At 46.2% G+C, this 14,868-nt stretch carries 14 protein-coding genes; 2 read left to right on the top strand and 12 right to left on the bottom strand.

The annotated features are described in order from the left end of the window. Nucleotides 1-80 precede the first annotated feature (80 nt). Entirely contained in the window at nucleotides 81-1,559 is a 1,479-nt protein-coding gene (locus tag ACXQIQ_RS13810) for an amidase family protein (protein WP_439301772.1), read from the top strand. Here ACXQIQ_RS13810 and ACXQIQ_RS13805 read toward each other — a convergent pair. The 4 genes from ACXQIQ_RS13805 to yfcC all read right to left on the bottom strand — a co-directional run bounded on the left by ACXQIQ_RS13805 (nucleotide 1,549) and on the right by yfcC (nucleotide 5,979). After that, nucleotides 1,549-2,121: a cysteine dioxygenase gene (locus ACXQIQ_RS13805; RefSeq protein ID WP_439301773.1), complete on the bottom strand. Its 573-nt coding sequence runs from the start codon at nucleotides 2,119-2,121 to the stop codon at nucleotides 1,549-1,551. The two genes, ACXQIQ_RS13810 and ACXQIQ_RS13805, sit on opposite strands and share 11 nt — an antisense overlap. 23 nt (nucleotides 2,122-2,144) lie before the next feature. Continuing rightward, entirely contained in the window at nucleotides 2,145-3,071 is a 927-nt protein-coding gene (locus tag ACXQIQ_RS13800; RefSeq protein WP_439301774.1) for a DMT family transporter, read from the bottom strand. Between the two features lie 188 nt (nucleotides 3,072-3,259). Next, a complete protein-coding gene (gene iadA / locus ACXQIQ_RS13795) occupies nucleotides 3,260-4,438 on the bottom strand; it encodes a beta-aspartyl-peptidase (RefSeq protein ID WP_439301775.1) in 1,179 nt (392 codons plus the stop codon). Nucleotides 4,439-4,476: 38 nt separating this feature from the next. Further along, nucleotides 4,477-5,979 (bottom strand): putative basic amino acid antiporter YfcC, encoded by a 1,503-nt coding sequence (gene yfcC, locus ACXQIQ_RS13790; RefSeq protein WP_439301776.1) that lies wholly within the window; start codon nucleotides 5,977-5,979, stop codon nucleotides 4,477-4,479. Nucleotides 5,980-6,161: 182 nt separating this feature from the next. Here yfcC and ACXQIQ_RS13785 point away from each other — a divergent pair, with 182 nt between their 5' ends. After that, a complete protein-coding gene (locus ACXQIQ_RS13785; protein WP_439301777.1) occupies nucleotides 6,162-8,198 on the top strand; it encodes a sigma-54 interaction domain-containing protein in 2,037 nt (678 codons plus the stop codon). 76 nt (nucleotides 8,199-8,274) lie between these two features. Here the strand turns inward: ACXQIQ_RS13785 and ACXQIQ_RS13780 are convergent, their stop codons facing one another. From ACXQIQ_RS13780 to ACXQIQ_RS13745, 8 genes are all read right to left on the bottom strand, one after another. After that, nucleotides 8,275-8,976, bottom strand: a complete 702-nt coding sequence (locus ACXQIQ_RS13780; protein WP_439301778.1) for an MOSC domain-containing protein — start codon at nucleotides 8,974-8,976, stop codon at nucleotides 8,275-8,277. A gap of 115 nt (nucleotides 8,977-9,091) precedes the next feature. Beyond that, nucleotides 9,092-9,703, bottom strand: a complete 612-nt coding sequence (locus tag ACXQIQ_RS13775) for a YczE/YyaS/YitT family protein (protein WP_439301779.1) — start codon at nucleotides 9,701-9,703, stop codon at nucleotides 9,092-9,094. A gap of 68 nt (nucleotides 9,704-9,771) precedes the next feature. Further along, entirely contained in the window at nucleotides 9,772-10,281 is a 510-nt protein-coding gene (locus ACXQIQ_RS13770; RefSeq protein ID WP_439301780.1) for a DUF6886 family protein, read from the bottom strand. After that, nucleotides 10,278-10,871, bottom strand: coding sequence for a histidine phosphatase family protein (locus tag ACXQIQ_RS13765; protein WP_439301781.1), 594 nt, complete (start codon nucleotides 10,869-10,871; stop codon nucleotides 10,278-10,280). The genes ACXQIQ_RS13770 and ACXQIQ_RS13765 overlap by 4 nt, the downstream gene beginning before the upstream one ends. Nucleotides 10,872-10,988: 117 nt before the next feature. Beyond that, nucleotides 10,989-12,062: a GGDEF domain-containing protein gene (locus ACXQIQ_RS13760; RefSeq protein WP_439301782.1), complete on the bottom strand. Its 1,074-nt coding sequence runs from the start codon at nucleotides 12,060-12,062 to the stop codon at nucleotides 10,989-10,991. A 15-nt stretch (nucleotides 12,063-12,077) separates the two neighbouring features. After that, a complete protein-coding gene (locus ACXQIQ_RS13755) occupies nucleotides 12,078-12,617 on the bottom strand; it encodes a DUF420 domain-containing protein (RefSeq protein WP_439301783.1) in 540 nt (179 codons plus the stop codon). A gap of 213 nt (nucleotides 12,618-12,830) precedes the next feature. Further along, complete coding sequence (locus ACXQIQ_RS13750) at nucleotides 12,831-13,859, bottom strand: FUSC family protein (protein WP_439301784.1); 1,029 nt, start codon at nucleotides 13,857-13,859, stop codon at nucleotides 12,831-12,833. Nucleotides 13,860-13,926: 67 nt separating this feature from the next. Next, nucleotides 13,927-14,706: an SDR family NAD(P)-dependent oxidoreductase gene (locus tag ACXQIQ_RS13745; protein ID WP_439301785.1), complete on the bottom strand. Its 780-nt coding sequence runs from the start codon at nucleotides 14,704-14,706 to the stop codon at nucleotides 13,927-13,929. Between the last annotated feature and the right edge of the window lie 162 nt (nucleotides 14,707-14,868).

The following is a 14,868-nucleotide window of genomic DNA, read 5'->3' as shown; positions in this document are numbered from 1 at the left end:
TTTTTTGACACACACTAAAAAGGAGTCCTCAATTCTTATGTTGAATGTAAAAAGTAACAAACTAGAAGGAGTTTAGAATCATGAGAGAAAGCTTCAAATTACGGAATGAAGATTGGCTTGAGAGGGCGACGATTTTTGATATCCAAAAAGCGATGAACAACGGAGACCTGACTTCACTGCAACTGGTCAGCCGTTGTTTGGAATATATCGCAAAACAGAACCACGCAGGAATGAACATCAACGCAGTCCTGGAGGTGAATCCTGATGCCCTCCAAATTGCGGAAACGCTCGATGCGGAACGTAAACTAAGAGGGATGCGGGGACTTTTACACGGGATTCCGGTTCTTTTGAAAGATAATGTGGAAACCGCCGATCGGATGCATACGAGTGCCGGATCGCTCACATTAGCCGATCACTATGCAAGTGAGGATGCGACGATTGTACATAAATTACGAGAGGCCGGAGCGGTCATCATCGGTAAAACGAATATGACTGAATGGGCGAATTTCATGAGTATGAAGATGGAGAACGGCTACAGCTCTCGTGGGGGCCAGGTGTTAAATCCTTATGGTAGTCAATTTGACGTTGGGGGATCCAGTTCAGGTTCTGCGGCAGCAATAGCGGCTCACTTTGCCACCCTTGCTGTCGGTACCGAGACTTCCGGTTCCATATTGAGTCCAGCGAGCCAAAACAATGTCGTCGGGATCAAGCCGACAGTCGGTCTCGTCAGTCGTGCAGGCATCATACCGCTCGCTCACAGTCAGGACACTGCTGGGCCAATCGCCCGTACCGTAACGGATGCGGCCATTTTACTCGGTGCGATGACCGGTCAGGATGACAAAGACATGATTACACACACAAGCAGAGAACGAAGCTTTCAAGATTTTACGACCTATCTGAACCCCTATGCGCTGCACGGTGCACGCATCGGCGTTTGCCGTACGCTATACCTCAACGGTTTACCGGATGGCCAGCGCGCGGTCATGGAAAAAGCGATCGAGGATATGAAAGAAGCCGGTGCAACGATCATTGAACTAGAGTCGATTTCACCGATGGAAATGGACACGAAGTGGGATTACAATGTGCTGTTGTATGAATTCAAGTCCGATTTGAACGCGTACTTGAAAAAACTGCACCCGTCCTTGCCTGTCCACTCGCTCGCCGATGTGATCCAATTCAACGAAGAACATGAGGACAAGGCGTTGAAATATGGACAAGACATCTTGATTCAGGCGGAGGAAACGTCCGGAACGATGACAGAGCCTGCCTATATCGAAAGCCGGTTGAGAGACCTCCAGCTTTCGCGGACGCGAGGGATCGACGTTGTCATGGAAGAGCATCAATTGAGTGCACTTCTTTTTCCAAATTCCAATGGAGCGGGCATCCCAGCAAAAGCAGGCTATCCTTCCATCACGGTCCCAGGAGGGTTCACGCCAGAAGGAGAGCCTGTCGGAGTAACCTTTACCGGTCAAGCGTACAAAGAATCGACCTTGGTTTCACTTGGGTATGCCTATGAACAGTTGACCAAGCACCGGAAACCCCCTGAGTTCAAAGGTTGACGTTCTCAGATTTCTGCAGCTTGAATTCCTTCAGCTTTTGCCGTTGCTCATCCGGCCACCATGCGCCGCAATCATCCGATACGACACAGGCTGCGCAAGTCGCAAGATCATAGACCACCATACCGGAGATGGGTGGTGAATAGAGGTGCAGAGTGACGAGATCCGATTTTGCCGGGTCCGTCATCTTATGCACCCCTTTTTTTGGTGCAAAGAATAGCCGACCCTTTTTCCTATATTCAGAGAAAACTTCGAAAGGCAGTTCATTCTCCTTCACTTCGTAAACCGTATTGCGGGAAATCCCATTCATGACCTGGATCCACCCACAGGAATCCCCGTGATCATGGGGCGCACATTCGAGATCAGACCAATTCATGACAAGCATCTCCACTTGGTCGTCTTGATAGAGAAGCTTCCGGTAGTACGGCTTCCCCTCCGGACTTTGTAAAAAAGGAACCAATTCCTCCAGCTGGACATCCAGTTGTTCGAGCGCTTCTCGTAAGGATTCCTTAGATGTAGACTGCAACTGACTGAAATGCTGTTCAATCCGCTTCAACAGATCCATCGACCATCCTCCATTCGGCTTTTTCAGCTTCTGAATCTCATCATTACCCGGTGTACTGCCGACAACAATTGCCCATTGACCAAAACGACGCCTAATATAATCATAATTCCACCTATGACACTTATGATGAATATTTTTTCATGTAGTAAAAGGACCGCGGCGATTAACGTCGCAATCGGCTCCAAATAGAGAAATACGGAAACTTGAGAAGCATCGAGGACTTCAAGCGCTTTCGCCCAATACCAATAAGCGACACCTGATACGAAAATACCGAGGAACAGTAAATGGGTCCATTCGCTCGCAGATAGCAGGGCCATCTCGTTCCACCCTTTGTTCCGGATCAGAAACGGAATCGTGAGGATGAAGCCTAATGTGCTCATGTAAAACGTAAGCACGAGCGGCGGAATGGGAACGCGCAACTTTTTCAAAAGTACGGAGTACACCGCCCAATTCAGCGTGCTCAACACCATGAGTAAGTACCCGATATTCAACGCAAGATTGAAGGAGCCGGCTTCACCCTGGGTGGTAACCATGAGGACTCCGCACACCGCTACCGTCATTCCGAACGCTTTTCGCAACGTCATTTTTTCATGTAAAAAGAGCATCGCCAGGATGACCGTGAAGATCGGCGAAAAGGAGATGAGCCAGCCTGCTGATGAGGCGTCGATCGTCAATAGCGCTGTCGCCTGGAACACTTGGTGGACGAACACCCCTAAAATACCCAGCACAATCAAATGCGGAATATAGTTGAGCGGTATTTTCAGCTGCCCACCTAAAGCAAGAATCAGGACCAATAGGAACAGTGAACCGATGCCGAACCTTACAACGAGTAGTGTAAAAGGATCAAGCTTATCAAGCACAGCTTTCGTCGACACGAATGAAATCCCCCAGAACGTGATCGACATCGTGGCATATAAGGATGAGGCCAGCTTCATTTTGAATGGAATCATAGCGGTGCTCCTTCAAAAAGTCCTATACCACCATCCTATGCCTGTCCGGATCAAGCATGTCTAAAGAAAAAAGCAACGCTGATTGTCCTACCTGTGGAACTTTTGCTTCGTCTTGGGGAACTTAAATAGTACATCATTACTACCACAAAAAAGAGGCGCAACACAAAATGCGCCTCTTCTCGTATTATTTATTCAAAAGTCCCTTTAACGATTACCTGTTTCTCCTTCACCATCAGCTTTCCTTTCGCAAGTACAGTATCAATCTCGAGCGTTTCTTTTTCAAGGATGACGAGATCCGCATCGTTCCCTTCACGAATCCGACCTTTTTGCTTCAGCTTCAAAATGTGCGCTGGCGTTGAGGTTACCACCTGAATCGCGGTCTCAAGCGGAACATCCTCCTCTAGCACCGCATCCCTCACCTCTTTGAACAGACTGGATACTTTTCCGAGCTTCAAGCCTTTGAAGTCTCCGTTTTCATCGAATTCAGGCAAGCTCGCCTGACCGTCGGATGTGAAGGTGATCTGCTCGATTGGGACCCCTGCATCCAACATCCGCTTCAGACCTGTACTGCATTTCACTTCCCCTTCTTCAAGGAACTTCGGAATCGTACTCGTCGTGAAGTCGACATATCCGCCTTTTTTCGCATAAGCAATGCCCGCTTCAAACAATCTGGAATTACGATTGATATGCGTCGGGTAGAACTGTTTGATCGGAATGTCAGTCGTTTCAACGACTTCCTCGATCAGATTCAGGCAATCCGGACTATCCCCGACATGGACGTTCACAATTCCTGATTTACCGGATAAAATCCCTCCGACACGTGCTGCAGAAGCTATTTTCGCCATCTCTTCCACAGTCGGCTGTGAAGAACGGTGATCAGCAATCGCAATCTCCCCTGCTCCGATAATGCGGTCGACGAGGATGATGTCGTCTTCGATTTTACCGGTCAACGTTTTCACGGGTACCTGGTACGATCCCGTTTGCACGTAACAGGTGATTCCTTCTTCCTCCAGGCCACGCGCTTTCGCAATCAGGCTGGCCATCGTCCGTGTCGTCCCATCTGTTCCGATCACCCCGATCAAGGTCGTGATGCCAGACGTCGTCGCGTCTGTCAGCATAAGCTCAGGTGTGCGCGTTTTGAAGCTTCCTTCTCCGCCACCTCCCATGATATGGACGTGCGAGTCGATGAATCCGGGAACGATTACCTTCCCTTCCACGTCGATGACTTCCACTTTTTCACCGAAAAAGCCTTCCGGTACGTCAATCTGATCATCGATATACCCGATTTTCTCATCGACGATCAATACATCTTTCTTCCCTAGATATTCGGGAGCATATATTTCTCCGTTCCGAACTAGTTTCAACATGATGCAAGCTCCTCTCTATCTGATATTTTTACCCTATATTAAAAGTTGATGATAACGGCTGTAACCATGAAAATCGTGGATAGAACGAACATGATCAGCATGAACTTAATGATAAATTTCGCCCAAACACCCCAATTTATTCTTGCAGCTCCAAGTGTACCCATCAACGCAGCGGATGTCGGTACGAAAATGTTCGTCAGCCCGTCACCTAATTGAAATGCAAGGACAGCAGTCTGACGCGTTACACCAGCAATATCAGCAAGCGGCGCCATAAGTGGCATCGTCAATGCTGCCTGACCGGAACCGGACACGACGAAGAAGTTGAAGATCGATTGGAACAGATACATGCACCAGGCTGAAATCACTTCAGGAAAATCACCAACAACCTGTCCAGCACCATAAAGCACGGTATTCAATACGGACGGTGCATCCGGACTGTCTCCTCCTAAGATGATGACGATTCCTTTCGCCATCCCGACGACTAATGCAGCTGGAAGCAGATCCTTCGCGCCATCTGTAAAGCCTTCCGCTATATCGTTCCATGTCATGTTGTTCAATTTGAAGATGACGCCGATGATGCCGGCTACCAATCCGATCGTAAAGAACTGACTCGCAATTTCAGGAATGTAATACGCGTGCTCCACGACTCCCCAAATGATCCAGACTACACCCAACGCGACCGTCAATACAACCAGTGTATGTCCGAGCGAGAATTTCGAGTTGAGATCCGTTACCTCACCTTGCTTACGGAAATAGCCATCTGACTCATAGGTCAAACTCCTCTTTGGATCTTTCTTGATGCTTTGTGCATATCTCCAAGTGTAGAACGTTCCGACTAGCGTAAAGACGATCCACATCGTGATACGGAACCCTGCACCGGACAAGACCGGTACATCGGAAACCCCTTGTGCGATGGCGACACCGAACGGATTCATCCAAGAGGTCGCAAATCCGATCTGAGTTGCAACATAAGTGACCATAACACCTGTGATCGCATCATAACCAATGGCAATCATGATTGGAACGAGAATCATGGCGAATGCGATTGCCTCTTCTCCCATACCGAATACAGCACCACCGAGTGAGAACAAGAAGAACATGACTGGAATGATCAGTCCTTCCTTCCCTTTTGTACGGTCGATGACTTTCAGGATGCCTTCTTCGATCGCTTTCGTCCTCATGATGATACCGAAAGCACCACCGATGATCAGGATGAATGCGACGACTCCGACAGCAGAGCCCCACTTATCTCCTGACACAAGCCCTTCAAACACATAGTTCAGAAATCCGATTCCACCACCCGGCTCGAATAAGCTCGTTCCTTCACGAACCAGGTTTCCTTCGTCATCCTTCACATATGTAAACGATTCCGGATTCAAGACGGTTTTCGTTTGTTCTTCACCGTCTTTGACGTATGTAACGTCTTGTGTCTCGAATTGCCCTTTCGGCACGATGTACGTCAGCAATCCAGCTAACAATACGACGAAAAAAATGATGATGAATGTATGTGGTACTTTCCATGCTTTTTGTTCTTGATCCATTCTTATCCCCCTCTATTTTGTACTTGTCCATTAATAATGCAAGATTCGTGCCAAGAAGAATAATCAGAAAATATCAACAAATGTATGTTATTCTGGTAACAATAAGTTGTTATTGGTTCTTCTCACTTAAACCTATTACACCATATTGAGAGCATAGGAAAGGCGTAAAGGAGATGTGATTCATGAGACGTTTAATTCTACTTGCCGGAACGAGAGAAACGGAGAAAGCTTTAAAAAACCAATTAGCCTCCGTGTTCGGTGACCTTATACATATCGAAAGCCATGCGAGCGATCATGGCATCCCCCACTATTTCGAGAATGAGCTTATCGTTCTCTCTTCTTCTTTGATTGAAAAAGAGGTCGAAAGTTACATCGACTTTTCATCCTGTACCGTGATTCGTTCGACCAGGACGATCAATTACGAATTCATTGACCGTATCTTCGAACTGAAGCGTGGAGAGAAAGTCCTTTATGTGAACGATCTTTTGGAAACGTCGAAAGAGGCGATTACGAAGCTGAATAAGCTCGGGATCAATCACGTCGACTATATTCCCTATTCAAGTGAGAGTACACAAAAGCCGGATGGCGTACACATTGCCATTTCACCTGGTGAAACCCATCTGATTCCTTCGTGGATTGAAAAGCAGATCGATGTTGGTGTCCGACTCATCGATTTGAACACGATCATTAAAATCGCCAATCATTTTGAACTCTCAGAGGAATTGAGTATTGATATCACAGACCGGTACACGAAGAAAATCATCGAGCTCAGTCAAAAGCTCTCAGATACCCACATGCAAGCTCGAAGGCTGAACAAATTTTTGAACCGGGTTGTCGATGGTGTCAACGACGGAATTCTCGCCATTCAGGAAAATGGAGAAATCACCGTGTTCAATGAAGCGTTGGAACAAATGCTCGGCATGTCCGGCAGCTATGCCGAAGGGAAAAAGCTATCAAAGGTCTTCAAGAATATCGAGCTGACAAGATTTTTGCTCTCTGAAAAAGCCGAATCTCAAAGCTTTTTCACTCTACGGCAACGAGAAGTGATGGTCTATCGATTCCGGATGGAACAGGAAGGCGTGATCGTCGCTACGTTCAAGGATATGGAAGAAACGTTGGAGATGGAAAAGGCGAGAAAACAAGAGCTACAGCGACGCGGTTATGTGGCGAAGTATACCTTCTCAAGCATTCTCGGCCAGAGTGCCATCATGGAAGACACGAAACGGATCGCCCGTAAACTCGCGAATAGTGAGTTGCCGATTTTGATCCACGGTGAAACTGGTACCGGTAAGGAATTGTTCGCATCCGCTATCCATAATGAATCCTCCAGAAGGAAAAATCCATATCTCGCCATCAATTGTGGCGCCTTGCCGGAAGAGCTGCTTGAAAGCGAATTGTTCGGCTATGAAGAAGGTTCTTTTACAGGTGCGAAAAAAGGCGGTAAAAAAGGCGTCTTCGAGCAGGCGGATAGCGGTACGCTGTTTCTGGATGAAATCGGTGATATCAGTCTGAAGCTACAGGCGAGGCTATTGCGCGTTTTACAAGAGATGGAGGTCAGGCGGATCGGTGATACGAAAAACATATCCGTCGATGTACGGATCGTCACGGCTACGAACAAGAACTTGCCTGAACTTGTCGAGAAAGGATTGTTCCGGGAGGACCTTTACCACCGGATCAAAGTGTTGTCGCTCGAGCTGCCGAGCTTGCGGGAACGGACAGAGGATATCCCCTTATTGGCAGAATCCTTCATTCTGCAGGAAGCCGGTTATAAGAAATCATTCCATCCTGACGTGTTGGAGCGGCTCTTAAATGCGGAGTGGAAAGGAAATGTGCGAGAGTTGAAAAACACGATCCTCTATATGCTTGCGCTGAGTGAAGCGTCCGAGCTAAAGGTTGAAGATATGCCGAAAATGGATGGATACAGTCCTTCTCCAGTGCAAAAAGGAGTACCGAGCTCGCCATTCACGCCGAAAAATCGGAAAGAATACGGCGAACTGCTCCAAGCCATGAAGATATTGCATGAAAGGAACGAGAATGCGAGCCGCTTGAAGCTCGTCGATACGCTAAAAGAGACGGCTACCCCTTTGACCCCTCAACAAATCCGGACGAGGATGGAAGACTTGCAGCGGGTCGGGTTCGTGAAGATCCACCGCGGAAGAAAAGGATCCGAGCTGACAGATGCAGGTATGCAATGGTTAGCAAGCCATCGGTCAGAGTGAGAGAGTGAGGCATTAAACGACTCGTATAAATAAGCACACAAAAAGCTGCCTGGAACCTTACCAGGCAGCTTTTCCTCTATTTGATCTCAATCGGGTCTCCGACTCGCACGGTTCCCGTCTTTTTCACTGTGGCATAGACGCCGAATACGTTTTTGTTCTCTTTCACGACCGTCTTCAATACAGTCGGATCCACTTCTTTCGTACCTGAATCGACATTGACGTAAGCGCATCTCTCACACGCTTTTTTCACAAATAAGACAACATCATTCAGAACGAGCTCTTTCCCGATCCAAGATTCTTCCACGAACGGCGTGTCCCCTTCAACATCAACGATCAGATTAGGTCGGAATCGGAGCATGTCCAATGAGTCCCGGTCGGTCATTTCTTGGATTTTACGAAGCGAGGCTGTACTTGCTATGAGAAGCGGTTCTTCCCAATAGCTCGGTTCTTCGTTCTCAACATCCATTGATACGAGTGAAACAGGTCGATCAGCGCGGTCGGATATATGAGCTTCCGCCTCCTTCGACCTAAGGCTGCTCAGCTGAAGGGCCTCTTTCTGAATGTTCAGCGCGCCACCTTCACTTAACGTCACTTCATAGTCCAGCAAAAATGGATATTTCGGTATCGTCAGGTATTCGCCCGGTTTGTCTTGCATTTCCCATGCGAAAATATGATCACCAGCGGCTCCATGCTTATGTATTTCCAATGTGTCCATATATTCACCTTGCATTGATTTGACAGGATAACGAACGACATGTTTGACAGTCGCCTTACTCAAGTAAATCCCCTCCATTCCTTGATCACTCTCTTAATATATACCAATTCCGACATGCCAAACCCTTTTTTATACAGTAAAAAAAGGTGGATCCCTTGACCCACCTTTTTAAAAAATATCATGTTTGTAATCGTTGTTGAAACTTGTGGACTCGAGGTGCAAACAATTGGACAAGCGGTCCAATCGTAAAGGTCACGATCAGTGTCCCTAAGCCGATCGGTCCACTGAAAAGGAATGCTGCGACAAGTGCAGAGAGCTCTCCGATGGTCTTGGCCGTTCCCATACTCACACCTAGACGATCCTGAATGGCCAGCATAAGCTTGTCGATCGGAATGAGCGGGAAGTTCGCTTGCAGATAGACTGCAATCCCGAATGAAAGGACGATCACACCGACAACGAACACAACGATTTGCTCCCATAACCCATTGGCCTGGAACGTATCCAGTACAACCAGCAACCAGCCGTCAATGAAAAGACCTGCTAGGAAAATCGTAATGACCGCCAGAAAGTCAGGTCGCGACTTCATCAAAATTGCGTTCAAAACAATAAGCACGATGCCGACGATGAAGACCCAGCTTCCAACCGTCAAACCAATCGTCTTCGAGAGCCCGACATTCAGGGCATCCCATGCGCCTGTGCCAAGTTCTGCTTTTATCGTCAAACTTACGCCGAATGAAATGAGACTCAGCCCAAGTATAAAACTGATCAACCGTACGATGAATGATTTCATGTTGTTCTTCCTCCGTTGTTCAAAATTCATTTATCCATCATACCACGTTCTTTGCCCAGAGTGAATTGTCAGTATTTTGCATTTCTCAAACGAATCATCGAAAAGGCGAGTGAAGATGCGAGGACGTCTTCTTTTACCTTCCACAAAGAGGGCACCCACCTTAGCTCAACGCCTTCCATCAGCAGCCGGTGAATCAAACCGTCCAGTCTCCTCACGCTATCCGGTTTTACAGAGGACATTGAGGTGAAATATCCTGCATTTTCATCAAAGCATCGGAAAGTTTCACCTGAGAATGTGTACTCATAGAGAACCGCATCCTCCAGTTTTCCCAGCCAACCTTCTTCTATGATAATGACCATTTTCGTATTCAACTTGAACCGATCGATATCTTGGGGTGTCGTCTTCTCATTTTCCCAAAAAGCGATACGGGGACAATCTCTTGGAAAATAATAAAGCGGGCGATGATCTGCATCAATCGCCCACACCATAGGTGGTTCATCTGGAAAAGATGGAGATATCCTCGGTTTGAAGTCTTGGATATCCGGCTCTTCACTATAATGATAATAGCGCTTATTCACGCCTCTTTTTCACCGATTTCGGAAAGGTGCGTGGAGCAATTCAAAAGCTTCATTTCACACTGGTCTTCAAGGAATTCGACAATGGAGATGGATGTGTTATCCAATCGACAATGTTCAAATTGATCACCAAGCAAAAGCTTGAACAAGTCGTTCAAAAATGCACCATGACTTACGACGATGACCTTTTGACCTTCATGGCGGTTTCGTATTTCATCCATGAAGCTTTGAGCCCGCTTATAAACCTCTTCTGTTTTTTCAATATTCAAGTTCAGATCCTTCCAATTCGGTCCCCAACGCTCTACACGCTCATCTTCCAGCGTTCCCTCAATGTCGCCGAATGAGACTTCCCGAAGCCGTTCATCTCCTGTGACTTCTAGTTGAAGGACTTTACCAAGCTCTTCAGCAGTCGTTTTTGCCCGGCTCAAATCGCTCGTATAAATCGCATCCCATTTTTCTCCTTCAAATCTGCGTCCAACCGCTTTCGCTTGAAGGATGCCTTCCTCATTCAGTGGAATGTTCGACTGCCCCTGTGCTCTTCTCTCCAAGTTCCAGTTCGTCACGCCGTGTCTAATAAAAGCAATGGTTGTCATACCTTTCTTCCCTCCTATAAAAATGCCAGACTACCAATATTCCATATATGGAAGTGGACTCCTGCAATCTTTTGAACAAAAAAGAAAAAACTGCAGCACTTTGCAGTTTCCTCTGTATCATCCTGTAATCACCTGGTTTTTACCGTTTCGTTTGGCATCGTACAATAACGAATCGGCTTTTTCAAAAAAGGCGTCTTTTCCAGTGTGCGCTTCGTACTCCTGTAGGCCTACGCTCACCGTAACACTTTGTCCTTCCAGAACGCGGAAGGAGATGCTTTCAATTTTTCTACGGATGTCTTCCACTAAATGAGCCGTCTTTTTCATCGGCTTACCGACAAACAAAACGATGAACTCTTCCCCGCCATAACGGGCCGCAAAGTCATCTGGTGTGATTTCACTTTTGATCAGCTTAGAAATCTGTTTCAGCACCTCATCACCTGCACGGTGACCATATGTATCATTCACTTGCTTGAAATTATCCAGATCGAAAATCGCCATTTGGATCGAGAAGTGATATTGAGCATGATGAGCGAGCAGTTCATCCAGGAATTGATGAAACGAAATCTGGTTGTACATCCCCGTCAATGAGTCTGTTTTCGTCAATTTCTCCATCAAGGTATTTTTGACGAGCAAATCTTGCTGGTTCTCGATTGACTGGCGATAATGCCCTGCCAGTTCAAGCCCTCTTTCCATGATTCCAATGACCGCAATGGCTGCTATGACCAGCATCGCTATCATCGTAAAATGATCGGTGATGGTCACCCCAGTCCTTAGAATCGGCTGCATCATCGTGAGAAAACTGTAACTGACAATCGTCGCGACAGACGTCATGATGATGGTGTTCCTTTTGAAATACGCTCCAGAAACAAGTATCGGCAAGAACAGGGCAGAACGAAGAATGATGATATCTGGACGGCTGTAAATGAAATTGAGCGCTAAAGCGAGCCCTGCCAGTATAACGATCAAATCGACATTCCAACTCAATTTCCTTACACACCATTCTGTCGATAAGACGACCAGGACTCCTATACCGCTCGGAATGAGCACAAAGTCTATAAAGTATTCCGTAAATGGCAGTTCAGAAAAATTACTGTTGACTAGCTTGATGAGAATCGCTAATCCAATCACAATCCAATAGACGCTTAAAATTTTTCGATTCAACTTTCGAGTATCAAGCCCTAACTGCCCCATTGCGCACCCCGCCTGTTAATAATATGGAGAAATCAAGATGTACACCAACACTCCTGTCAGGCTGACATAAAGCCATAAAGGCATGGTCCACCTTGCAATCTTCCGGTGCTTTTCTACCTGCATCGTCAACCCTCTCACAAGGGATAACAAAGCAAGCGGAACGATGACTGCCGCAAGAATGATATGGGTAATCAAAATGAAATAATAAATGTACTTCAGCGGACCTTCTCCCCCATAGGTAGTGGATTCCGCTAGATAATGATAGGAAACATAAGACACCAAGAACAATGCGGTCGTCGTAAATGCCGCAAAGATAAAGCGACGATGAAGTTTAATGTTTTTCCGTAGCACAAACCATAATGCTGCAAGCAAAAAGACGAATGTAAAGCTGTTGAAAATCGCATTCAACAATGGAAGGATCTTAATATCGAATCCTGTTTCGCCCTGATATTCTGGTAAAAAGAACAAGACGACCACAAGTGCATTAATGACAATGGATAAAATGACAACAACGCCAGTGTAACTCTTCTGTTGTTTCGGTTGATTTTGATTCATCGTTTCTCTCCTATATCGATAGTCCTGTCATAAGAATATCGGATGTCACCCTTGGACAGCAACTATGAGAAGATGAATCCACATAACGTTCACATTACGTTCCCAAAAAAGACTCTAAAACTATGTACCCATTTCTGATTCTTTATAACCATAGAAAATCCTGCTCATATAAGTAAATTGGCCCGAAGAATCCTTCGAGCTTTTTTGACAGAATTAGTGTGCCTTTTCTTTTGTACATATCCTTTCCAAGTCTTCCAATACATCTTCCAAAGCCAACAATTCATAGATGATGGCAATCCGAACAGATAAGTGTTTTCTTGTCGACTTATGTTCTGTCTGGATCCGTCGTTCTCTTTCTGAGATGAACAACTCGTCCAACTCTTCAATCAGTGCGTTGTGTTCATCTGGAATTCGATGAGAAGGATCTCTCAGAATCGACCCAATGGAATCGACTGCTTTCATGATCGTAGTGACTTTTTCCTCACTCAGCTTCGCTTCCTCAATGTTCAAGTAAACGAGATTGGCAAAATGATAGAGGATCTTCTGATAGTACTCGAGCTTCTTCATGAGAATTCCGAATTCCCGAATATCCCTCAAGTTATGACGTCTGTATTTCCACTCTTCCCTCTGATACTGAGCAAGTGAAAAGGTGCGTTCCATATCTTTGCTTATCTTGCGGTATTCCGATTGAAGCTCACGTGGAGTACCTCCTTTTACAAACCGGTTCAATAGCATCCCAGAACGGTCGTAGAGTTCATCCACTTGCGTGCGGACCATTTCATGATAATGAGGTGGCAGGATCAGATAGTTGATGGCTGTTGAGACGACCAGGCCGATAAGGGTAGTGTAAAGGCGTACGACGAAAGAAGAGAAATACTGATCTTCCGTTTCAGCGATCATCGCAACAGCGGTCAAGGTGGCGACGAGCATACCCGCATCCAGTCTCAGCTTATGACAGGCTAGAAGGGTAAGTGTGGCAGCTAACGCATATGTAAGAGACGATGGTCCGAGAAAATACTCAAAAACCATCGCAAAAGCCGCTCCAATCATCGCAGCAGGGAAGCGGATCATTCCCTTTTTGATGGAATCTGAAGCGGTCGGCTCGACGGTTACGATTGCGGTAATGACGGCAAAGAGGACAGGGAGATGGAAAAGGTTACAGATCAAGGCGGTCACGAAGGCTGCAAGTCCTGTCTTGATTACACGTCCTCCAACCCATTTTTTAATGTCGCTCATTTTCATACAGATCACCCTGGCACCAATCATTTCCTTTTATTGTAACAATCGGCACTGGGGAATGCTACTTGCCCTACTTCCGTTCTTGAACCTTACGTACAGTTCGCGTCACCATTTTACGCGGCAAGAATCGAATCATGAACGCAAGAAGCTTGTTTTGAGACCCAGGAATGATCAACGTCTTTCCAGCCATGAACTCTTTGTAAGCAATATCTGCGACTTGATCGACGCTCATGACTCCACCTTCAAGCAACTTGGATTCCTCCATGCTTGCTCGTTGCTGGAATCCTGTATCTGTCGGACCAGGACATAAGATCGATACAGAGACACCCGTACCTTTCAATTCGTTTTCTAACGCTTCTGAAAATGAAAGAACATAGGCTTTGGTAGCATAATAGACTGCCATAAGAGGCCCAGGCTGAAAGGCAGCTGTAGAGGCGACATTCAGGATCTTCCCTGACTTGCGTTCCATCATTGATGGAACAAGTCGTTTGGTCAATTCGGTCAATGCCATCATATTGACCATCATCATTTCCTTCTCTTCTTCCCATTGCGTTTCAAAGAATTCCCCGTATAATCCGAAACCTGCGTTATTGACGAGGATATCGACGCTGATGTTGCGGTTTGAAAGTTCTTCAAGCAATCGATCAACCGCGCCTGTGGCACCAAGGTCCGCTATAATCACTTCCGTTTGGATGTTGAAGCGGTCTTTCAAATTACCGGCAAGCTTCTCTAGCTTGTCTTTCGATCGTGCAACAAGCACGAGGTTGTGTCCATCCTTCGCAAAATGGTGAGCCAATTTCAGACCGATTCCACCTGAAGCTCCTGTGATCAACGCTGTTTTCATATTCATTCACCCTTTTTAGGTTTATTCGTTTAATTGTTTAAACATATAATAAATTATACGTGTTCATCCGTCAACTTATTTTGCTTAAAATTGGTGCATTTAGGAGTTCCAAAGCGTCCTAAATTATGACAGAATAGAAGAAGTAATTGCTTTTAAGGGTGTGGGATT

The sequence above is a fragment of the Pseudalkalibacillus sp. Hm43 genome (genome assembly GCF_054170705.1).
This window is presented reverse-complemented; position numbering and strand designations above follow the sequence as displayed.